General features: G+C 70.6%; 10 protein-coding genes. 6 read left to right on the top strand and 4 right to left on the bottom strand.

Annotation, left to right across the window (positions count from 1 at the left end):
- Positions 1 to 42 precede the first annotated feature (42 nt).
- The 5 genes from AC5Y31_RS17280 to wzm are packed head-to-tail and all read left to right on the top strand — an operon-like array spanning position 43 to position 5107.
- Positions 43 to 2043 (top strand): DUF6541 family protein, encoded by a 2001-nt coding sequence (locus AC5Y31_RS17280; RefSeq protein ID WP_499981795.1) that lies wholly within the window; start codon positions 43 to 45, stop codon positions 2041 to 2043.
- A complete protein-coding gene (locus AC5Y31_RS17275; protein ID WP_109470722.1) occupies positions 1985 to 2566 on the top strand; it encodes a bacterial proteasome activator family protein in 582 nt (193 codons plus the stop codon). The genes AC5Y31_RS17280 and AC5Y31_RS17275 overlap by 59 nt, the downstream gene beginning before the upstream one ends.
- A gap of 5 nt (positions 2567 to 2571) precedes the next feature.
- Complete coding sequence (wzt, locus tag AC5Y31_RS17270; RefSeq protein WP_065024016.1) at positions 2572 to 3375, top strand: galactan export ABC transporter ATP-binding subunit Wzt/RfbE; 804 nt, start codon at positions 2572 to 2574, stop codon at positions 3373 to 3375.
- Entirely contained in the window at positions 3372 to 4280 is a 909-nt protein-coding gene (gene glfT1 / locus AC5Y31_RS17265) for a galactofuranosyltransferase GlfT1 (protein ID WP_499981772.1), read from the top strand. Before wzt ends, glfT1 begins: the two co-directional genes overlap by 4 nt.
- The gene (wzm, locus tag AC5Y31_RS17260; protein ID WP_499981770.1) at positions 4277 to 5107 is read left to right on the top strand and encodes a galactan export ABC transporter permease subunit Wzm/RfbD; all 831 of its coding nucleotides are present in this window, start codon (positions 4277 to 4279) and stop codon (positions 5105 to 5107) included. The genes glfT1 and wzm overlap by 4 nt, the downstream gene beginning before the upstream one ends.
- A gap of 229 nt (positions 5108 to 5336) precedes the next feature.
- On the opposite strand, the gene AC5Y31_RS17255 is transcribed toward wzm, so the two are convergent.
- Entirely contained in the window at positions 5337 to 6449 is a 1113-nt protein-coding gene (locus AC5Y31_RS17255) for a mandelate racemase/muconate lactonizing enzyme family protein (protein WP_499981769.1), read from the bottom strand.
- Positions 6450 to 6479: 30 nt separating this feature from the next.
- Here AC5Y31_RS17255 and AC5Y31_RS17250 point away from each other — a divergent pair, with 30 nt between their 5' ends.
- On the top strand, positions 6480 to 6896 hold the full coding sequence (locus AC5Y31_RS17250) for a GtrA family protein (RefSeq protein ID WP_499981768.1): 417 nt from the start codon (positions 6480 to 6482) through the stop codon (positions 6894 to 6896).
- A 1-nt stretch (position 6897) separates the two neighbouring features.
- Here the strand turns inward: AC5Y31_RS17250 and AC5Y31_RS17245 are convergent, their stop codons facing one another.
- From AC5Y31_RS17245 to AC5Y31_RS17235, 3 genes are all read right to left on the bottom strand, one after another.
- Entirely contained in the window at positions 6898 to 7836 is a 939-nt protein-coding gene (locus AC5Y31_RS17245; RefSeq protein WP_499981767.1) for a fatty acid desaturase, read from the bottom strand.
- Positions 7837 to 8001: 165 nt separating this feature from the next.
- On the bottom strand, positions 8002 to 13482 hold the full coding sequence (locus tag AC5Y31_RS17240) for a beta strand repeat-containing protein (RefSeq protein WP_499981765.1): 5481 nt from the start codon (positions 13480 to 13482) through the stop codon (positions 8002 to 8004).
- Between the two features lie 740 nt (positions 13483 to 14222).
- The gene (locus tag AC5Y31_RS17235) at positions 14223 to 21281 is read right to left on the bottom strand and encodes a beta strand repeat-containing protein (RefSeq protein WP_499981764.1); all 7059 of its coding nucleotides are present in this window, start codon (positions 21279 to 21281) and stop codon (positions 14223 to 14225) included.
- Positions 21282 to 21769: the final 488 nt, after the last annotated feature.

Here is a 21769-nt window from a genome sequence, read left to right as displayed (position 1 = left end):
CACCTTGACAGACATACTAGTGCAGTGCTTCTGGGGTTCGGAATGGTTGCCGCGCTACTGCTGCTGGTCGCACCGGGGGCACTCGTCGCCGCCGCTGCACGGCTGACCTGGCCACTGGCCGTCACGGTCGGCCCGGCGCTGACGTATGGGCTGGTCGGCCTGGCCATCGTGCCGTTCGGCGCCTGGGGAATTCCCTGGAATGCGGGCACCGCACTGGCCACGCTGGTGGTGGTCGGCGCGCTGGTGGGCCTGCTGGCCCGAGGGGTTCGGGGGTTGCTGGACCGTCGTCCCGGCATCCACGTCGGGGCACCGACGGCGGGGGTCGCGACGATCCTCACCGTGGCCGCCGGGGTGTTGCTGGGCATGCTGCTGATCGGCTGGGCGGCGGTACGGGGCATTCCGGATTGGCAGAGCATCCCCAGCACCTGGGACGCGGTCTGGCACGCCAACACCGTCCGCTTCATTCTCGACACCGGCCAGGCCTCCCCCACCCACGCCGGTGAGCTGCGCAACGTCGAGACGCACGCCCCGCTCTACTATCCGTCGGCGTTTCACGCGCTGACCGCGGTGCTGTGCCAGCTGACCGGCGCCGCGCCCACCACCGGCTGCACGCTCGCCGGCCTGGCCGCCTCGGTGTGGCTGTTCCCGGTCAGCGCCGCACTGCTCACCTGGAATCTGCTGCAGCGGGTCACCACCACCCGGCGGCTTGCGGTGGCCTCCAGCACCGCCGCGGCGCTGTCGGCGTCGTTCACCGCGCTGCCCTACGTCGAGTTCGGTACCGCGGCCATGCCCAACCTGGTGGCCTACGGGCTGGTGGTGCCGACGTTCGCGCTGGTCACCAGCGTGCGCACCCTGCGGGACCGGGTGCCGGTGGCGGTCCTGGCACTGGTCGGGGTGTTCTCGGTGCATCTGACCGGGGGCGTGGTGACGGTGCTGCTGCTGGCGGCCTGGTGGCTGTGCCCCAAGGACGGGGCGCTGTGGAACCCGTTGCGCGGCAAGCGCCGTGACACCCTGGCACTGTTAGCGGTGCTGGTGCCGACCGGGTTGTTGCTGCTCCCGCAGCTGCTGAGCGTGCGCCAGCAGGCCGACATCATCGCCGGGCATTCGTTTCTGACCCATGAGGGCCGCAAGTCCGGGCTGCGCGACGCGCTGTTGCTGCACACCCGCCACCTCAATGACTTTCCGATCCAGTACACGCTGGTCGGCCTGACCGCCGTGGGCGCGGTGCTGCTGGTCGCGAAGAAGGTGTACTGGCCGCTGGCGCTGTGGGCGGTGCTGGTGGTCGGGGTGGTGCACTCCTCGGCGCCGCTCGGGGGCCCGGTGGGCGCCGTCGTCGGCCGCTTCACCGACCTGTTCTACAGCGACCCGCGCCGGATCATGGCGGCGATGACGTTGCTGTTGATCCCGATGGCCGGGGCGGGGCTGGCGTGGTTGGCTCTTTTCCTCGCCGAGCAGACGCGAAAGCCCCTAAAAAAGGGCCGTTTAGGGGGCTTTGACTGGGGGCACCTCCCGCTTGCGGGGGACTGCTCGCCGTTGGTGGCGGCGCTGCTGGTCGGGGCGACGGTCGGGCTGGCCTGGCACTACCTGCCGCGGCACGCTTTCTTGTTCGGCGACAAGTACGACTCGGTGATGATCGACGCCCGCGACCTGGAGGCCTTCACCTATCTGGCCCGGCTGCCCGGGGCCCGCGACACCGTGATCGGCAACGCCAACGTCGACGGCAGCGCCTGGATGTACGCGGTCGCGGGCCTGCATCCGCTGTGGACGCACTACGACTACCCCCAGCAGCAGGGGCCCGGGCCGCAGCGGTTCATCTTCTGGGCCTACGCCGACGACGCCGACACCGATCCGCGGGTGGCGCAAGCCGTGCAATCTTTGGGTATCCGGTACGTGCTGATCAGCAGTCCGACGGTGCGCGGGTTCACTCTGCCCGACGGGCTACTGTCTCTGGAGAAATCGCGGTCCTGGGCCAAGATCTACGACAATGGCGGGGCGAGCATCTACGAATGGCAGGGAGGCGGTGGCGGTGAGCACCGGCAGTAACGACGAAGATGGTGTCGAGATCATCAGCGGCGCGGACCCGCGGCTGCTGGCGGCCGGGATGTCGGGGGACGCCGAGTCCGAGGGTGACGAGCAGTCGCTGACCGACCTGATCGAGCAGCCCGCCAAGGTGATGCGGATCGGCACCATGATCAAGCAGCTGCTCGAGGAGGTGCGCTCGGCCCCGCTGGACGACGCCAGCCGGGTGCGGTTGCGTGAGGTGCACGCGGCTTCTATTCGCGAACTTGAGGACGGCCTGGCCCCGGAGCTGCGCGAGGAGCTGGAGCGGCTGACGCTGCCACTGCGCGAGGACGCCACCCCTTCGGACGCCGAGCTGCGGATCGCCCAGGCCCAGCTGGTGGGTTGGCTGGAAGGGCTGTTCCACGGCATCCAGACCGCGTTGTTCGCCCAGCAGATGGCTGCGCGCGCGCAGCTGGAGCAGATGCGCCACGGCGCGTTGCCGGCCGGGCCCACCGCCGGCGGGCACGCCGGACATGGCCACACCGGCTCCGGTCAGTACCTGTAGTCGCGTTGTCCGCCACCGAGCCCCGAATCGAGACCCAGGACGCCTGGGTCGAGTTCCCCATCTTCGACGCCAAGTCGCGGTCGTTGAAGAAGGCGTTCCTCGGCAAGGCCGGCGGGGCGATCGGGCGCAACAACTCCAACGTGGTGGTCGTCGAGGCGCTGCGCGACATCACCATGTCGCTGTCGCTCGGCGATCGGGTGGGTCTGGTCGGCCACAATGGCGCCGGCAAATCCACTCTGCTGCGGCTGCTTTCGGGTATCTACGAGCCGACCAGGGGTTCGGCTTCGGTGGTGGGCCGGGTGGCGCCGGTGTTCGACCTCGGCGTGGGCATGGACCCGGAGATCTCCGGGTTCGAGAACATCATCATCCGCGGGCTGTTCCTCGGGCAGACCCGCAAGCAGATGGCCGCCAAGGTCGACGAGATCGCCGAATTCACCGAGCTGGGCGACTACCTGGCGATGCCACTGCGCACCTACTCCACCGGCATGCGGGTGCGCCTGGCGATGGGCGTGGTCACCAGCATCGACCCGGAGATCCTGCTGCTCGACGAAGGCATCGGCGCGGTGGACGCCGAGTTCTTGAAGAAGGCCCAGACGCGGCTGCAGAAGCTGGTCGAACGCTCCGGAATCCTGGTGTTCGCCAGCCACTCCAACGAGTTTCTGGCCCGGCTGTGCAAGACCGCGATGTGGATCGACCACGGCACCATCAAGATGACCGGCGGAATCGAGGATGTGGTCGGCGCCTACGAGGGTCCCGACGCCGCCCGGCACGTGCGCGAGGTGCTCGCCGAGACGCGGGACCAGGCGTGAGCGAAACCGTTTACGCGGTCGTTGTCACCCACCGTCGGGTCGATCAGCTGGCCGAGTCGCTGAAGGCGCTGGTGAGCCAGAGTCGGGCGCCGGACCACGTGATCGTCGTCGACAACGACAACGATCCTGCGGTGGCGCGGCTGGTGGCCGGTGTGACGGTGCCCTCGACCTATCTCGGGTCGCAGCGAAACCTCGGCGGCGCAGGCGGTTTCGCGTTGGGGATCCTGCATGCTTTGGCTGCCGGCGCGGACTGGGTGTGGCTGGCCGACGACGACGGGCACCCGGCCGATTCCGGCGTGCTGGCCGCGTTGCTGGCATGCGCTGCACAGCACGGGCTGGCGGAGGTGTCGCCGATGGTGTGCAACATCGACGATCCGTCCCGGCTGGCGTTCCCGCTGCGACGCGGATTGGTGTGGCGACGGCTGGTGAGCGAATTACGCGAGGGCGGTGGGGACTTGCTGCCCGGGATCGCCTCGCTGTTCAACGGCGCACTGTTCACCGCCGACGCACTGGATGCGGTGGGGGTGCCGGATCTGCGGTTGTTCATGCGCGGCGACGAGGTGGAGGTGCACCGCCGGCTGGTGCGCTCCGGCTTGGCGTTCGGGACGTGTTTGAACGCGGCCTACCTGCACCCGTGCGGGTCGGCGGAGTTCAAGCCGATTCTGGCCGGCCGGATGCACACCCAGTACCCGGACAACGCCGCCAAGCGGTTTTACACCTACCGCAACCGCGGCTATTTGATGTCGCAGCCCGGGATGCGCCGGCTGCTGATCCAGGAGTGGCTGCGGTTCGGCTGGTTCTTCCTGGTGTCGCGCCGCGGGGACATGGCCGGCCTGGTCGAATGGGTCCGGCTGCGCCGGTTGGGGCGCCGCGAGCAGTTCGCCAAACCCGAGGGGCAGCAATGAGTTTCACTGATGTCGCCGCGCAGTCCAAGACGTTCGCGCGGGCGGGCGCCGATCTGGCCGGCGGGTTCCGCCGCCATGAGCTGTGGCTGCACCTGGGCTGGCAGGACATCAAGCAGCGGTACCGCCGCTCGGTCCTGGGGCCGTTCTGGATCACCATCGGCACCGCGACCACCGCGGTGGCGATGGGCGGGTTGTACTCCAAGCTGTTTCACCTCGACCTGGCGGTGCACCTGCCGTACGTGACGCTGGGACTGATCGTGTGGAACCTGCTGAACGCCGCCATCCTGGAGGGCGCCGACGTGTTCGTCGCCAACGAGGGTCTGATCAAGCAGTTGCCGACGCCGCTGAGCGTGCACGTCTACCGGCTGGTGTGGCGGCAGATGATCCTGTTCGCCCACAACATCGTCATCTATATACCGATCGCGCTGATCTTTCCGAAACCCTGGTCGTGGGCGGATCTTTCGGTGATTCCGGCACTGTTGATCATCGCGCTGAACTGCGTGTGGGTGTCGCTGTGTTTCGGGATTCTGGCCACCCGCTACCGCGACATCTCGCCGCTGTTGTTCTCGGTGGTGCAGCTGCTGTTCCTGATGACCCCGATCATCTGGAACTACGACACGCTGCGCGCCCAGGGGGCGTCGCGGTGGACCGCGGTGGTGGAGTTCAACCCGCTGATGCACTACCTGGAGATCGTGCGGGCTCCGTTGTTGGGCGCGCCCCAGCCGCTGCGGCACTGGGCGGTGGTGCTGGTGCTGACGGTGGTCGGTTGGTCGGTGGCCGCAATGGTGCTGCGCCAGTTCCGGGCGCGGGTGGCGTACTGGGTGTAGCCCGGCTGGCTGGCTTGGCGGGTTGGGTCCCATCCGTCACTTCCCTACCGTCAGGGGAACATGTGGATGTTGCCGAATCGGATAGCGCCAGTGATATCAGAGGGCGAAAACGCGCTGATCCGCCTGCGTAGGCGAGCGAACCTGCCGCCTTGCTATCGCCGCCGATATCCGATTCGGCAACATCCACATGGTTTCAACCAGGTACCCATGGGGCTGGTGTGATTCAGTGTCACCGTCTGGCGCCGTCGCAGCGGTAGGCGCTGATCACCTCGGGATCCGGGTCGATACCCAGGCCCGGCCCCTGCGGCACAGCGATCCGCCCGTCCGCCGGCGCCAGCGCGTCGCCGTAGATCGAGGCCTCCAGGTCGAACCAGCGCCACTCGATCATCGCGTCGGCACCGCCCAGCGCGGCGGCCACCTGGATCGCAGCGAGCAGCCCTGGCCCGTCGTAGAAGGAGTGCGTCATCACCGCGACGCCGTGGGCGGCAGCGAGTGGAAAAACCTTGCGCAGCTCGGTGATACCACCCATCTTTGCCGGGCTGGGTTGCACGAAATCCACCGCGCCCGCCGCGAGTAGCCGCTCGAATTCCAGGACGGTTCCGACGTTCTCGCCGGAGGCCACCGGCAGGCCGGTGCTGTGCCGCAGTTCGGCCAACCCGGCGAAGTTCTCCGGCGGCCACAGCGGCTCCTCCAGGAACAGCATGCCCACCGCGTGCAGGTCGGAGGCGACGGCTCGGGCTTGCTCAAGCGTCCAGGCACAACCGGCGTCCACGATCAGGGCGACCTCGGGCCCGGCCTCGTCGCGCGCTGATTGGATTGCGAGAAGCTGGGATTCGTGCAGTTTGATCGCAGTGAATCCGGCGTCGAGGACGCGGCGCACCGCGGCGCGGACTCGGCGCGGCTCGGTGTAGCAGGCCAGGCTGGCGTAGCAGGGCATGTCCCGAAGACCGTCCCCCAGCAACCTCGAGATCGGCACGCCGGCGCGCTTGCCGGCGATGTCCCACAGCGCGATGTCGACCGCGGACAGCGCGTAGGTGATCGCGCCGCCGCGGCCGAAGACGTGCAGCTTGCGTTGGACGCGGTCGGTCAGCGCCGCGATGTCGGCGGCGTCGCGACCCAGGCACAGCGGGGTGATGAGCTCGTCGAGCGCGTGGGCGGCCAGCGCGGTGCCGTAGAGCCCGAAGGCCTCGCCCCAGCCCACCGTGCCGTCGCTGACGGTCACCTTGACCAGCAACGAGTCCGCGGCGCTCAGCGCCTCACCCCACAACGCGGCCCCGGGCAGGTCGGGTTTGAGCGGGATGCGCAGCGGTATCGCCTCGATATCGGCGATGACCGCGGGCATGGTCTTCAGCCTAGGACTTAAGCTTCCCGGGTGGCCGAGACCGCTTCGACGAACACCAGCCTGCCGTTATCGACTCAAGTGTGGCGTTTCCTGGTCACCGGGGCGATGTCGGCGGTGGTGGACTTCGGGCTGTACCTGCTGCTGTACCTGGGCTTCGGCGTCAAGGTCGACCTGGCCAAGGCGATCAGCTTCATCGCCGGCACCATCACCGCGTATCTGATCAACCGGCGGTGGACGTTTCAGTCCTCGGCGCACACCGGCCGGTTCATCGCGGTGATGGCGCTCTACGCGCTCACGTTCGCCGTACAGGTGGGGATCAACCACCTGGTGCTGGAGCTGCTCGATTACCAGCGGTGGGCGCTGCCGGTGGCGTTCGTGGCCGCGCAGGGCACCGCGACCGTCATCAACTTCATCGTGCAGCGGACGGTGATCTTCCGGGTGCGCTGAGCTACCTGGCCTTCCACTCCCGGTACTCGTCGGAGGTCAGTTCCCGACCGAAGACGGTGGCGATAGCCGGATCCTGGGCCAGGTAGGCGTCCTCGTTGCCTCGCCAGGCCTGCGCATACCGGTAGAACGGCAACCACGGGTGCAGGTGGTGCACCAGGTGATAGGTCTGGGACAGCATGACCGGGATCAGCAACTGCTCCATGCCGACCCGGTTCCGGGTGGCGCGGTAGCGATTCTCCTGCTGGGTCTGCTCCAGCCCGTGGTGCGGCAACCAATCGAACCACCAGCCCAGGATCACCATCCCGATGCGCTGCGGAATCAGCAGCACGCTCGCGACGATCCAGAAGTTTTCGGTGGCAACCGCGATGCAGACACCCGCGAAACTCAACGAGAACACCACCGCCGTTTCGGCGACCTCGGTCAGCGGGCGGCGCCAGGACAGACGCACCCGCCGCTTGAGCTGGCGGCAGTACCAGACGGCATAGAAGACATCCATCAGCGCCCAGCGGAAGGGCAGCTGCCAGGCCGGCCCGTGGGTGGCGAACATATCCGGGTCGTTCTCGCCGTCGTTGGCGTTGCGGTGGTGCGTGAGGTGGACGTAGCTGAACGACGGCAACGAAAACGTCGGTGCGACAAAGAGCCAAGCCGCCCGACCGATCACCGAGTTCACCCAGTTCACCGAGGAGACCGAGTGGTGCAGCGCATCGTGGGCCACCATGAACATCGCATAGACGACCGCGGTGTTGACCGAGATGGTCAACCACGCGGGAGCGGAACCGCCGATCGCGGCGACCGTCGAAAAAGCGAAGACGATCAACGCCCCCGCGCCCAACGCTAGCGTGGGCCAGGCGAATTCGGGTATCGACTCGCCCGGGTGCGGGTGTCGTTGGCGTGCAACGGTTTTTGACGACGCATGATCCAACGCATCGAGCGGCGGCATGAACCTCCTTCGATACGCAATTTTGCGAGCGCGAAATAACCTAAGGCAAATAACAGGTTACGCGGTTGGAGGATGAGATCTCCTCCCGCGCGCTGCACGTTTGGTTAAAGAGCTGTCACGGTTTGGCATCGGCCGAACGCCCTTGAGGGGTATAGGTTTCCGACATCAGGGAGTAGCCGGGTTGTTCGGGCCGTTGCTTCCGCTCGCCGTCGCACCGTCCGTCTGCGTGCCACCGGTGTTGACGATGTTGCCGTCGCCGCCGTTGCCGCCGGTGTTGCCGACTCCGGTGCCGCTGCCGCCGTTGCCGCCGGTCGCGGTGCCATTAGTCGCGGTGGACGGAGTTGCCGGGTCGCCACCGTCGTTGCCGAAGGCGTCGAGCCGGCTCGAGCCGCCGAGACCACCGGCCCCGCCGTCCAGGCCGTCACCACCGGCGCCGCCGGTCGACGTTCCGTTGGCCAGGTTGCCAAGGTCGCCGCCGGTCGCGATGCTGGCCTTGCCGCCGTTACCGCCGGTGCCGCCGTTACCGTCGGCATCCGTAGTGGCATTGCCGCCGTTACCGCCGTGCGCGGTACCGCTGGCCGTGCCACCGGGACCACCGAGCGAGCCGGTCACCTTGGAGCTCTGGATGTCCGAGCTGCCGCCGTTACCGCCCTGGCTGCCCTCGCCGCTGGCGTTGCCGCCGTCACCGCCGGTGGAGGTGCCGTAGGAGTTGCCACCCGCAGCACTGGCCTGCCCGAGCTCGCCGGACTCCAGCTCGCCCCAGCCCCCCTTGCCGCCGACGCCACCGTCGGTACCGGAGCCGCCGTTGCCGCCCTGGGCCACCGCGTCGTTGCCGCCGCCGCCGATCGATCCGCCGGCATTGTCGACGACCAGGTAGCCGGCGCCGCCGTCGCCGCCGGTGCCGGCGTCACCGGTACCGCCGGTGCCGCCGGTAGCGCTACCGGTGATGGTGCTGTCGGCGCCGTTTGCCGAAGCAATGGCCTCACCGCCGGTACCGCCGGTTCCGGCGTTGACGCCGGCCCCACCGTCGCCGCCGGTGACCTCGCTGCCGGTGATCGAGCTACCCGCGTTTGCGTTGATGTAGCCGATCGCGCCGTTACCGCCGGTGCTGCCCTCGCCGGTGCCGTCGCCGCCGTTTCCGCCCTGGGCGGTGTTGTCGCTCCCGGTCGCCTTGTCGCCGAAGACGTTGATCTGGCCGCCCATGCCGTTGCCGCCGGTGCCGCCTTCGAGCCCGTCGCCGCCGCTGCCGCCGGTCGCGGTGCCCGATGCCTCGGCGCCGTTGCCGCCGGAGAGGATGCTGCCGTAGCTGCCGTTGCCGCCGGTGCCGCCGCCGGTGGCGTTGCCGCCGTTACCGCCGTGCGCGGTTCCGTGCGAGGTGCCGCCACTGCCGCCGCCCTCGGCCCGAGCGCTCTGAATGTTGCCGTTGCCGCCGTGGCCGCCGATGCTGCCGCTGCCGTCGGCGGAACCGCCGTCACCGCCGGTGGCACTGCCGTACGAGGTGCCGCCGGTGCCGGTGGCACCGGCGCCCTGACCGGCCTCGAGTTGGCCGAAGCCGGCCGTACCGCCGTGGCCGCCGTTGGTGGCCGCACCACCGGTGCCGCCGAGGGCGATGGCGCTGGCCGGGTCTCCACCGTTGCCGATGGTGCCGCCGGCCTGGTCGACAACCAGGTAGGCCCCGCCGCCGTCGCCGCCGATGCTGCCCTCACCGTCGCCGGTGCCGCCGGCGCCGCCGGTCGCGTTCCCGGTGACGGTGCTGCCGGCCCCGTGGGCTTCGGCGGCAGCTGCGCCGCCGGTACCACCGGTGCCGGAGTTGCTGCCCGCGCCGCCGACGCCACCGGTGACGGTGGCCTGGTCGATGACGGCGCCGTTGTTGGCGATGATGGCGGCCGTGCCGCCCGCGCCGCCGTTGCCACCGGTGGTCCCGACGCCGGCGTTACCACCGGTTGCGTGGCTGTTGGTGATCGCGCTGCCCGCGCCGATGGCGCTCAGGCTCGCGGCACCGCCGTCGGCGGTGGCGCTGGCGTCACCACCGGTCACCGAGCTGTGCAAGATGCTGCCGCCGTTGCCGACGTTGACCGTAGCGCCGCCGCCGACGTGGTCGCCGACGTTCGCGCCGCTCTTCACCGTGACGTCCTGGACGGCACCGCCGCCGTTGTTGATCAGCGTGTTGTTGGCGCCGTCCTGGCCGTTCACCCCGTTGGCGCCGCCGTTGGTGGCGTTACCACCGGCCACGTTGGCGCTATCGATGGTGCTGCCCTCGCCGTCGGCCTGGATGCCGCCGTAGCCGCCGGTGCCGCCCTGGCCGCCGACGCCGGTCAGGCTGCCTGCCCCACCGTCGCCGCCGTCGCCGCCGGTCGCGGTGCTGCGGGTGACCGTGCCGCCGTTGGTCTGCTGGATGATGGCGCCACCACCGCCGCCACCACCGCCGCCGCCCTGGCCGGCCGTCGTGCCGTCAGCGGCGCCACCGCTGCCGCCGTTGCCGCCCGTGCCGCCGGTCACGATGTTGGTGTCGTCGCCGCCGTTGATGGCGCCGCCGTTGGCGCCGGCCCCGCCGTCGCCGCCGTTGCCGGCAGTGCCGGTTCCGGCGCTGCCCTCGCTGTCCACGGCCACCGCGCCGCCGTTACCGCCGGCGCCGCCGTGCCCACCGGTGAAGCTGCCCGTGCCGCCGTCACCACCGTTGCCGCCGGAGCCGGCGGTGCCGCCGATGGTCGTACCGCCGTCGCCACCGGTACCGCCGGAGCCGCCGGTGCTGTAGAGCGGGTTGTTCAGGTCGTCACCGACGGGTGCGCCCATGCCGCCGTCGCCACCGTTACCACCGGCGCCGGCCGCGCCGTTCTCGGAGGAACCACCGACGCCGCCGTTACCGCCGTGGCCACCGGCCAGCGTGCCGTCGGTGCCGATGTTGCCCAGACCGGTGGTATCACCACCGGCGCCGCCGTCGCCGCCGTCGCCCGCGGTCTGATCGCCGGTCGCGTCGGCGCCGGCACCACCCTGGCCGCCGTAGCCGCCGTGACCGGAGCCTTCGCCGCCCTTTCCGCCGGAGCCACCGTTACCGCCGGTGTTGTTGCCGCCGTCGGCGGTGCTGGTCACCGCACCACCGGCACCACCGTTACCACCGGTGCCGCCGTAGACGCCCTGGCCGCCGGCGCCGCCGGCGCCACCGGTCCCGGCCGCATAGCCGGAGCCGCCGTTGCCGCCGTTGCCGCCGGAGCCGCCGACGCCGGTCGCGTCGTCGTGCGCCGGGCTCAGGCCGTTGCCGATGAAGTCGCCGCGGTCATCGGTGGCCGCGTCACCGCCGAGACCGCCGACACCGCCGTCGCCGCCGTTGCCGATCCGGCCGACGTTGCCGTCGGCCCCGTCGGTGTGGCCCTCGCCGCCGCCGGTGCCGCCGGTACCGACCACGGTGCCGGCCGCGCCGCCGTTACCGCCGTTGCCGCCGACACCACCGGAGCCGCCGACGCCGTTCTGGTCGGTCGGCACCAATTCCGTAATCAGCTGACCGTTGGCGCCCTTGCCGCCGTCACCGCCGACACCACCATTGCCGCCGTTGCCGGTGTCGCCGCCGTTGCCGCCGTTGCCGTTGGTCGCGTTACCGCCGTTGCCGCCGGCACCGCCTACGCCGCCATCACCGGCGTTGCCACCGGCTCCACCGGCCACCGTCGCGTCGAACGAATCCGCACCGGTACCACCGGTGCCGCCCGTGCCGCCGACACCGCCGGCGCCACCGTCGCCGCCGTTACCGGAGACCGAGCCGCCGGCACCACCGGTACCACCCGTGCCACCGGCGCCACCGGCGAAGCCGTCGCCGCCGGCGCCGGTGCCCTCGTTGTCGAAGGAGCCGGCCGCGCCCTCGCCACCCTGCGAGCCGGCGCCGCCGGCGCCGCCGTTGCCGCCGTTGCCGTGGTCGCCACCGGCACCACCGTTGCCACCGTTGCCGCCGGCCACACCGGTGTTGTCCGCGTTGAGGCCGTTACCGGCGCCACCCATACCGCCGTTACCGCCATTGCCCGAGACGGTGGTCGGCATCGTGCCGTCGACGCCGTCGGCACCCGCGGTGCCCGGCGTGCCACCGAAAAGAATCCCGGTGCTGGTGCCGGCCGCGCCACCCTTGCCGCCGAGACCGACCGATCCGAGGTTGCCGCCGTTACCGCCGGCGCCGCCGTTGCCGCCACCGACCAGGCCCGCCGGGGCTGCTGCCTCGGCGCGGACCAATCCGGCGGTACCGGCCTCTCCGGCGCCGCCGCCGCTACCACCCGTGCCACCGTTGCCGCCGTTGCCGGCCAGACCGGATCCGCCACCGTTACCGCCGGCGCCACCGTCACCGGCTGCACCCGCGGTGTGAATGCCGAAGAAGCCACCGGCGCCGCCGTTGCCGCCGGCACCACCCACGCCACCCGCGCCACCGGATCCGGCGTTACCGCCGTTGCCGCCCGCACCGCCGTCTCCGCCGGGACCGGTCGGGTCGACAGCAAGCGCGCTGATGCCTTCGGTGTCGCTGCCGGGAGGCTGGGTGTTGTCGTTGCCGTTGCCGCCGGCGCCGCCATCACCACCGTTGCCGCCGACGCCACCGTTACCGCCGGCGCCACCGGTGCCACCACCGCCGGACGTGCCGAACAGACCGGCCGCGCCGCCGTTACCACCGACACCACCAGCGCCACCGGCGAAGCCATCGCCACCGTCGGTGCCGTCGGTGCCCGCAATGCCGGTCGCGCCGTCGCCGCTGCCGGGGAAGCTGAGCCCGGCCGCGCCGGCATTGCCGTTCGTCCCGGCGGCACCGCTACCACCGGCGCCACCGGTGCCACCGTTGCCGCCATTGCCGAACAGGAAGCCGGCGACACCACCATTGCCGCCGGCCAGGCCGGCCCCACCCGCTGCGGCGACACCGTCGACACCGAACGCGCCCGCGCCACCGTCGCCACCGTTGCCCAACAGCCAACCGCCGGCGCCACCGTCGCCGCCGACCATGTCGAGGCCGACGCCGCTGCCGCCGGCCCCGCCGTCGCCGAGCATGCCGCCGGCGCCACCGTCGAGGTCAATCGCGCTGGCGTTCGCGAACGAGTAGGTGCCGGCCTCGACGTCGGCCAGGGTGATCACATCGCCGTCGGCGTCGGTCAGGGCCGAACCGTCGGCGCCGAGCAGATCGCCATCGGCGTTGAAGTACGTACCGCTGCCACCGTCACCGAACAGGAAGCCGCCCGCAGTGGCGGCGTGGTAGATCAGGTCGCCGTCGTCGAGACTGACGTAGGCGTTGGCGCCGTTGGCGAAGACGCCGTCGAGGGTGAACCCGCTGCCGATCAACATTTCGCCGAGACTGTGGAGCGGCTGGTAGATCACCATGTTGATCGAGTTGGCGACCAGGTCATCCAGCCACTGCAGCGGGTCTTGCATCTGCTCGGCCGAGCCCGGGATATCGCCGCCGAACAACGCGCCGAAGTCGGTGACCGACGACTCCAGCGCCGAGGAGTCGAACCACGTCGATGCCTGGCCGAACAGGGCGTCGAAGAGCTCGTCGAACCCGTCGGCTTGCGCCGGCGCTGCCGTCAGCGGCGTCATTCCGAAGGCGAGGAAAGCTCCCACTGCACTCGTCGCGCCGATCGCACGGCTGGTCCGGCGCTTGTTCTTCCCGACGAAATTCTTCGACGACATGATTTCTCCTTGTAGCGGCGGCGGAGCAGTTGACGAGACGGTAAGAGACTCAGTGTCGCTTAAGGTAACAGAAGATTCTTTGAAGAAGAAGGCTTATCCGAGTTTTTAATTCGATCCGCGGGCGCCCACGATTACGCCGGTCAGCGGCGTGCCGTGCAGGATGTTTGCTGGGTAATTTTGGGCGTCAGCAGCAACTGGCCCCCTATCAAGAACCTGATAATCGGTGGGCTAGAAGGTTATGTAGCTGTGGCAATTTCTTTGCTGATGGACTGTTCCCGACCGGTTGGTTGAACTCGCTGTCACGGCGGAAAAGCCCCGGCAGTGACGCTTTTCACAACCGCCTCGATGGAGGTGTCGGCGGCGGTCCGCCAGATGGCTGGACTATTTACTGTCGCCTGAGACCCTCCGACTCGGGGACCTCACCGCGCAGCTGGTCGCGCCCCATGCGGCACACGAGGCCGTTCGTCTAGTTCCCGCCCAGGCAGCTAACGTTCCGCATTTGCGGAGGTAGCGGCGGTAGCGCTGCGCTCGGGGCCGACGCCCAGTCAGGGCTAAGCAGCATCCTTAGCCCCGTGCGCAAGTTCTGTCACTTCTGCACCTCGGGGCGACCATGTAGGTGTGCTCGGATCGGATATCGCCGGTGATAGCACTGCGCTCCGGCGGGGCGACGGACCGGCCCCGAAAGCCACCGCGGCCCGGTCGAAAGACCGGGCCGCGGTGGTTTGGCGGGTTGGGGGTTACTAGTGGTCGGCGCCGTTCTCGCCGGAAGCGGTCTGTCCGTCCGACTGCGCGCCACCGGTGTTGACGATGTTGCCGTCGGTGCCGTCGCCGCCGGTGGCACCGTAGGCACCTCTGCCGCCGTTGCCGCCCGTGGCCGTGCCATTGGTGGCGGTAGAGGGGGTGCCGGCGCTGTCGTTGCCGAAGGCGTCGAGCCGGCTCGATCCTCCGTGGCCGCCGGTGCCGCCGTTGCCGGTGGACAGGCCCTCGCCACCGGCGCCACCTTGAGACGTCCCATTGGCAACGTTGTTCGGGTCACCGCCGGTGGCAATGCTTGCCTTGCCGCCGTCACCGCCGCGGCTACTGTCGCCGTTGGCGTTGCCGCCGTTACCGCCGGACGAAGTACCGCTGGCCGTACCACCCGGACCACCGAGGTTTCCGCCGTCGGTGGTCTTGGAGCTCTGGATGTCCGAGCTGCCACCGTTACCGCCGTGGCTGTTGACGCCGATGGCGTTCCCGCCGGAACCGCCAGTCGAAATGCCGTAGGAGTTACCGCCAGTGGCGGCGTAGCCGACCTCGCCGGACTCCAGCTCACCCCAGCTGCCCTTGCCGCCGACGCCGCCGTCGGTGCCGGTGCCGCCGTTGCCGCCGATCGCAGCAGCGGTGTTACCGCCCCCGCCGATACTGCCGCCAGCACCGTCGACCATCAGCTGGCCACTGCCGCCGTCGCCGCCGGTGCCGTTGTTACCGGCACCACCGTGACCGCCGGTTGCGGTACCGGTGATGGTGCTGTCGGCACCGGTCGCCGAGGCCAGACCGAAGCCGCCCAGGCCACCGTGGCCGCCGTTGGTACCGGCACCACCGTCTCCACCCTTAACGGTGGTGTCGGTGATTTGGGCACCGTCGGTGGCCGCGATATCGGCCGTACCGCCGCCACCGCCCTTGCCGCCGTTGCCGTCCCCAGATCCGCCGTTGCCACCTGTTACGTGGCTGCCGGTCACGGCGCTGTCGGTTCCGCCGGTGGTGATTGTCGCGGTGCCACCAGCGGCCGTATCGCTGCCGTCGCCACCATCCACGGTGCTGTCAGACACTGAGCCACCGTTCACAGTGAGGTAGGCCGCACCGCCCCGGCCGGTACCCGCACCCCCGTCACCACCCGTGAGATGTGTATCGGTAACGCTGCCGCCGCCGCTGACAGTCATTTGACCCTGACCGCCTAGGGAGGTGTCGGTGCTCTGTCCCGCCGTCACGGAGCTATCGGCTACGTGCCCGCCGTCAACAGTGATCCGTGCACCGGGACCTTGCAGGTTACCGGCGCTGTCACCACCGACCAGAGTGCTGTTTTCGATGGTGTCGCCCTCGCCCCTGGCAATCATGACGGTGTCAGAAGTCACTTTGCCGTTGACGCCGTCGTGACCGGTGCCTCCGTCGCCGCCGGTGAGGGTGCCGTTAGTGATAGACGAATCTTTACCCAGGGCCTGCATATAGGTATAACCGCCTTGGCCACCTGTGACACTGGCACCGGAATTCGTGAGACCGGTGCCGTCGCCGCCGGTACCGGCAGTGACGGTGCCGTCTGCGTGAGCTCCCTCGTTCAATGCCCCGATCTGACCGCTGAAGCCACGACCGCCGGTGCCGCCGTCGTACCCGTCGCCTCCGTTACCGCCGTAGGCATCACCGCTAGCGGTGGCGCCGGTGCCGCCGGCGACCACGCTGCCGGTACCGCCGTTACCGCCGTGGCCGCCGTCGTGCCCGGCGCCAGCCGCACCGCCGGTCGCGGTCCCGCTGGCCGACCCGTCGTTACCACCGATTCCTGTCCGGACAAAGCCGGCCTGGATGTTGCCACTTCCTCCGGTGCCACCGGTGCTTCCGTCGCCGTCGGCATTGCCGCCGGCACCACCTTGGCCAACACCCGAAGCACTACCACCGGTGCCGCCTTCCACGCCGGCGCTGACAACTGAGTAACCACCGGAGCCGCCGGCGCCCCCATCGCTACCGTTACCACCCGCGCCACCGGTCGCGGAGGCCGCGCTGACGGTACCGCCATTAGCTGCCCAGAGATCGGCATCCGAACCGGTTCCGCCGGTGCTGCCAGTGCCATCGGCGTTGCCGCCAGCGCCGCCGGTGACACCGGTGGGGTTGGTGGCATCGCCGCTGACGCTGCTGCCGGCGCCGTCGGCCGTGAGCCTGCCCATGCCGCCGGCGCCAGCAGCGCCACCGTTGAGGGCGGTCCCGCCGGCGCCACCTGTCGCCGTCGCCGTGTTAATGGCGCCACCGTTCGTTGCGACGGCAGAGGCCGCGCCGCCGTCACCGCCGGTCCCACCATTGCTGGCGGCGCCGCCGTCGGCGCCGGTCACCGTGGTGTCGGTGATGGCCGCGCCGTCGGTGGCGTCGATGAGGGCCGTGCCGCCGTTGGCGGTGGCACTGCCGCTACCGCCGGTGGCATGGCTGTCGGTGACGCTGCCGCCGCCGCTCGCGTTCACGTTGCTCGTCGCACCCGCACCGCCGGTGTGGCCGTCGCCGGCCCCGCCGTCGCCGCCGGTGCTGCTCGAGCCGGTGATGGTGCCGTCGGTACCCGCGTTGACGTAACCGATCGCCCCGTTGCCGCCGACACCACTCGCATGGGTGCCGTCGCCACCGCTACCACCCTGGGCGGCGCTGCCGGTGATCGAGGCGTTGTCGCCGAAGGCGTTGAGCTGGCCACCGAAGCCGGCGCCGCCGGTACCGCCGAGAAGGCCATCACCACCGTTACCGCCGTGAGCGGTGCCGGCCGACTCAGCGTCCTGACCACTGGAAAGGATGCTGCCGTAGCTGCCCTTCCCGCCCTGGCCGCCGGCAGTAGCGTTCCCACCATCGCCGCCCGTTGCGGTGCCATGCGAGGTGCCACCGCTGCCGCCACCCTCGGCGCGGCCGCTCTGGATGACGCCGTTACCGCCGTGACCGCCCTGGCTGGCATTGCCACCGCTGTCGGTCCCAGCGGCGTTGCCGCCATTACCACCGGTGGCAGTGCCGTAGGAGGTGCCACCGGTACCGGTCGCCCCGGCCGTCTGGCCGGCCTCCAGCTCACCGAAGCCGGCCGTACCGCCGTGACCGCCATTGGTCGCGTTACCGCCGATGCCGCCCTGGCCCAGTGCCGCATGACCGTCACCGCCGATGGTGCCGCCGGGCTGGTCGACCACCAGGTAGCCGCCGCCGCCGTCACCGCCGACGCTGTTCTTGCCGTCACCCGTGCCGCCGGCACCGCCCTTGGCAGTCCCCGTGATGGTGCTGCCAGCGCCATGCACCTCGGCAGCAGCCCCGCCACCAGTACCACCGGCGCCGCCATCGGTACCGGTGCCGCCGTCGCCGCCGGTCACGGTCGCGGCGTTGATGGCGCCGCCCTCGAACGCGTAGGCGGCGGCAATGCCACCGGTGCCGCCCGCTGCGCCAGCACTGCCGTCGTCGGTACCCGCCGCACCACCGGTCACATGCGTGTCGGTGATCGCGCTGTCACTGCCGGTCGCGAACACCGTCGCGAAGCCGCCACCAGCAGAGTCGCTGGCATCAGTGCCAGTCGCGGAGCTGCCGGTGACTGACCCGCCGTCCTGGGCGGACACCTGCGCTGCGCCGCCAAGCTGGCCACCGACACTGTTGCCGCCGGTAGCGGTGCTGTTCGACACGACGCCGCCACTCTGCGCCAACACGAGCCCATAGTCTCCGCCAGCACCGGCGCCGCCGTCGCCCGCGCCACCATTGCCGCCGCTAGCGACTCCGAAGGCGTTGGACCCGGCTCCCGTGGCCTGAACTTGGCCGGTGCCGCCGTGACCGCCGGAGCCCGCGTCGGTGGCAGCGCCGCCATCGCCTCCGCTAGCGACGCCGTGGGCGATCGAGCTCGTGCCCCAGATAAGGCCGATACCACCAGTACCACCGATACTGTGCTCGTCTGTACCGGTACCGCCGGCGCCGCCCGTGGCCTGGCCATAGGAGACACCTCCCGCGTCGGCACGGATTTGCCCCATACCACCGGCGCCGCCCTGGCCGCCGTCGACACCCGCACCGCCGACTCCACCGGTGGCGTTGCTGTTGGTGCCCGTCGGGGTGTCGCCGGTGACCGTGCCGTTGTCGGCGGTGATGAAGCCGGTACCGCCGACGCCACCTGTGCCGCCGTTGCTGCCGTTGCCGCCGGTGTTGCCGCTGGCGTTGGCGTAGCTGACCGAACCACCGTTGCTCGCCGAGATCACCGCGGCACCACCGTCGCCGCCGACGCCGCCCTTGGCGTCACCGGTTCCGGCGTTCCCACCGGTTGCCGTGGCGTGAGCGATACTGCTGCCGCTCCCGTTGGCTGCGATCGCGGCAAGGCCACCGGTGGCGCCGTTGCTGCCGACACCGGTGGTGCTACCCGCTGCACCCGCGCCACCGTCACCACCGGTTGCCGTGCTGTCAATGATGGTGGCGCCGTCGGTGCCCTGGATGATGGCGCCACCGCCACCGCCACCGCCGCCGCCGCCCTCGCCGGCGGTCTTGCCGTCGGCTGCCGCCCCGGCACCACCGGAGCCGCCGTTGCCGCCGGTGGTACCGGTACCAACGGCACCGCCTTGCGCACCGTCACCACCGTCGCCGCCGGCACCAGCCGTGCCCTTACCGCCGGTGGCCACCGCACCACCGTTACCGCCGGCACCGCCGTGGCCACCGGTGAAGCCTTCACCGCCGTCACCACCGGTGCCGCCGGAACCTGCGGTGCCGTCTGTAGTCGCGCCACCGTTGCCGCCGGTACCGCCCGAGCCGCCCGTGCTCAACGTGTTCAGCACGTTGTCGCTGGCCACCGGTGCGCCGGTGCCACCGTTGCCGCCGTTACCACCGGTACCGGCCTGACCGGCCGCGGAGGTACCGCCGACGCCACCGTTGCCGCCGTGACCGCCGGCCAACGTTCCGTACTGGCCGATGTTGCCCAGGCCGGTGGTGTTACCGCCGACGCCGCCGTCGCCGCCGTTGCCGGCGGTGTCGGTTCCGGTTGCGTTGGCACCGGCACCGCCCTGGCCGCCGTAGCCGCCGTGGCCGGAGCCCTCACCGCCGGCACCACCGGTGCCACCGTTGCCACCGACGTGGTCGCCGCCGACCGCGCCGCCGGTACCACCGTCACCACCGGTACCGCCGTAGACGCCCTTGCCGCCGACACCACCGTCACCACCGGTACCGGCGTGGAAGCCGGTGCCACCGTTACCGCCGGTGCCGCCGGAGGCGCCGACGCCGGTTGCGCCCGGGTGCGCCGGGCTCAGGCCGTTGCCGATGAAGTTGCCGTCGCCGTCCCTGGTGGCGTCGCCACCGGTGCCCCCGACGCCACCGTCACCGCCGTCACCCTGCTGGGCGTGCGTGGTGCCATCAGCCTCGAGGCCGCCCTGGCCGCCGTTACCACCGTTACCACCGGTACCGCCGGCAGTCGGCGAGTTGATGCCGCCCTGCGTGCCGGCAGCGCCGGCCGCGCCGTCGCCACCGTTACCGCCGACGCCGGCCGAGCCGGCGGCGGCGCGGGTGGTGCCGTCGGCCTCTAGGCCGCCCTTGCCGGCGTTGCCGCCGACACCACCGTTGCCACCGTTGGCACCTGCCACCGCGTTCGGGTCGGTGGCGGCGTCGTAGCCCTGGCCACCGGCGCCACCGTTGCCGCCCCCACCGGCGCTGCCGTCCGTTCCATCGGCGGCGTGGTTGCCGCCACCGGAGTCACCACCGGCGCCGCCGGCCCCCGCGTTACCACCGGTGCCGCCGTTACCGCCGGTGCCGCCGGTCGGACTGGCCGCCGTCCCGGCGCCGCCGACCGCGCCGTCCTCGCCATCGGTGCCGCTGCCGCCGTTGCCACCGACGCCACCGACGCCATGCGCACCCTGCGTCGAACCTGCACCGCCGACGCCACCGTCGCCGCCGGCACCACCGTTGCCCCCGGAGGTTCCAGGCGCGGCGCTGTCGTCCGAGGCGGCGTCGTAGCCGGCGCCACCGGCGCCACCTTCGCCACCGGCCCCGCCGACGCCTTGGATACTGGCCGCGCCGTCGGCGCCCTTGCTGGCAAACCACCCGCCCGCACCGCCCGCACCGGCCTTGCCGGCGGCGCCGCCGGCGCCACCCAGTCCGCCGTCGCCGCCGGCCGTGCCGTCGGGATGCGTCGCGGTGCCCGCGGCGCCGTCGTCGCCCTCGCCACCGACACCGCCGGTGCCGCCCATACCGGCCGCACCGCCCTTGCCGCCGGCCCCGAAGAACGTCGAGCCCTTACCGCCGGCGCCACCGTTACCGCCTGCGCCGCCGTTATTGCCGTTGCCACCGTTGCCCCCGAGGCCGGCAACGGCGCCGGCCGCGCCGGCAGCACCGACAGCACCGGCACCGCCGTCACCACCGTTACCGGCGGTGCTGAAAGCGCCCCACAGCGCGGCGTCACCGCCGTTGCCACCGTTGCCACCGGCGTTACCGCCCGCTCCACCGTCGCCACCATGGCTGAACCAGGAGAATGGCCCCGCGGCACCACCGTCGCCACCGTCGCCGGCCGCAAAGCCGTCACCGCCGGCACCGCCATCGCCGCCGAACAGACCGGCCTGACCACCATTGCCACCGTCGTCGTGGCTCCCCGCGCCCGTCGAGTCCCAACCGGCGCCACCGCTGCCCCAGATCCACCCGCCGGCGTAGCCGTCCGGGTGGTCGACGGTGCCAGCGGCGCCGTTACCGAACGGCATCGCCCAGTTGATGTCGTTCCAGTTGAACGCAGCGGCAGAACCCGGCAGGTCGGCGACGGCCGAGCCGGCGGCGTTCAGGTCGAGATCGGCCAGCACCGCATCCCAGGTGTTCTGACTGCCGAGGCCGTCGAAGAACGCCGACCAGCTAGCCGGGTCCAAGACCACCTCCCAGGCGCCCTGATCCCCAAAGTTGGCACCCAAACCGGCGACGGCGTCGCCCAGGTCCTGGCCGAGCAGATCGATGAGCACGTCATCGAAATCGGCGTGCGCGGCCGGTGCGGCCGCCAGCGGCCCCATCCCGAACGCGAGGAAGGCGCCAACCGCACTTCCTGCACCGATAACCCGGCCCGCGCGACGCCCCTTCGGCGCGCTTTGACTACGACGAGACATGGAAGATTCCCCTTAGCTTGCACATAACGGCGGCATAACAAGCCCTGCGGAGGGTTACGTTAACGCCAATTCTTGTGGCGTCAACCCCAGTGCACAAAGCCGGAATGACGCTGGCCGCTGGCGAAAATATAGGTTCACATGGGGTTATTGGGCTGAAAACCTAGTCTTCAGCCCGCGGAAATTCTTAGAAAAGTCGGTCCTTTTTCAGACACTTCGCGCGTGTCCTCGGTCCGGCTCCAGCGCGGCTACTCCGGCCGACGAACCGTATCTCTACAGCTCAGAGTGGATTTCACGGCGCTCCACGAGCCCGCTGCCGGGCTTGTCGCTTCACGGCGTGCGTGATCAGCGGTCACTTAAGACCGCGCCGACCCTACGGTGAAAGAATGTGCACGGCCGTCAATTAAGTACACCTGAGGTGAACTAGATCTCATCAGCCGCGGGTGCCCTTCCGGCACACGAAACACAGCCTCATAGAGGGTTTATGCTGC

It is taken from the genome of Mycobacterium sp. NGS18, assembly GCF_059813185.1.
This window is presented reverse-complemented; position numbering and strand designations above follow the sequence as displayed.

Coding starts and splice junctions, on each gene's coding strand:
- AC5Y31_RS17280 (WP_499981795.1), top strand. CDS start 43: ATGGTTGCCGCGCTACTGCTGCTGGTCGCACCGGGGGCACTCGTCGCC.
- AC5Y31_RS17275 (WP_109470722.1), top strand. CDS start 1,985: ATGGCGGGGCGAGCATCTACGAATGGCAGGGAGGCGGTGGCGGTGAGC.
- wzm (WP_499981770.1), top strand. CDS start 4,277: ATGAGTTTCACTGATGTCGCCGCGCAGTCCAAGACGTTCGCGCGGGCG.
- AC5Y31_RS17255 (WP_499981769.1), bottom strand. CDS start 6,449: ATGCCCGCGGTCATCGCCGATATCGAGGCGATACCGCTGCGCATCCCG.
- AC5Y31_RS17245 (WP_499981767.1), bottom strand. CDS start 7,836: ATGCCGCCGCTCGATGCGTTGGATCATGCGTCGTCAAAAACCGTTGCA.
- AC5Y31_RS17240 (WP_499981765.1), bottom strand. CDS start 13,482: ATGTCGTCGAAGAATTTCGTCGGGAAGAACAAGCGCCGGACCAGCCGT.
- AC5Y31_RS17235 (WP_499981764.1), bottom strand. CDS start 21,281: ATGTCTCGTCGTAGTCAAAGCGCGCCGAAGGGGCGTCGCGCGGGCCGG.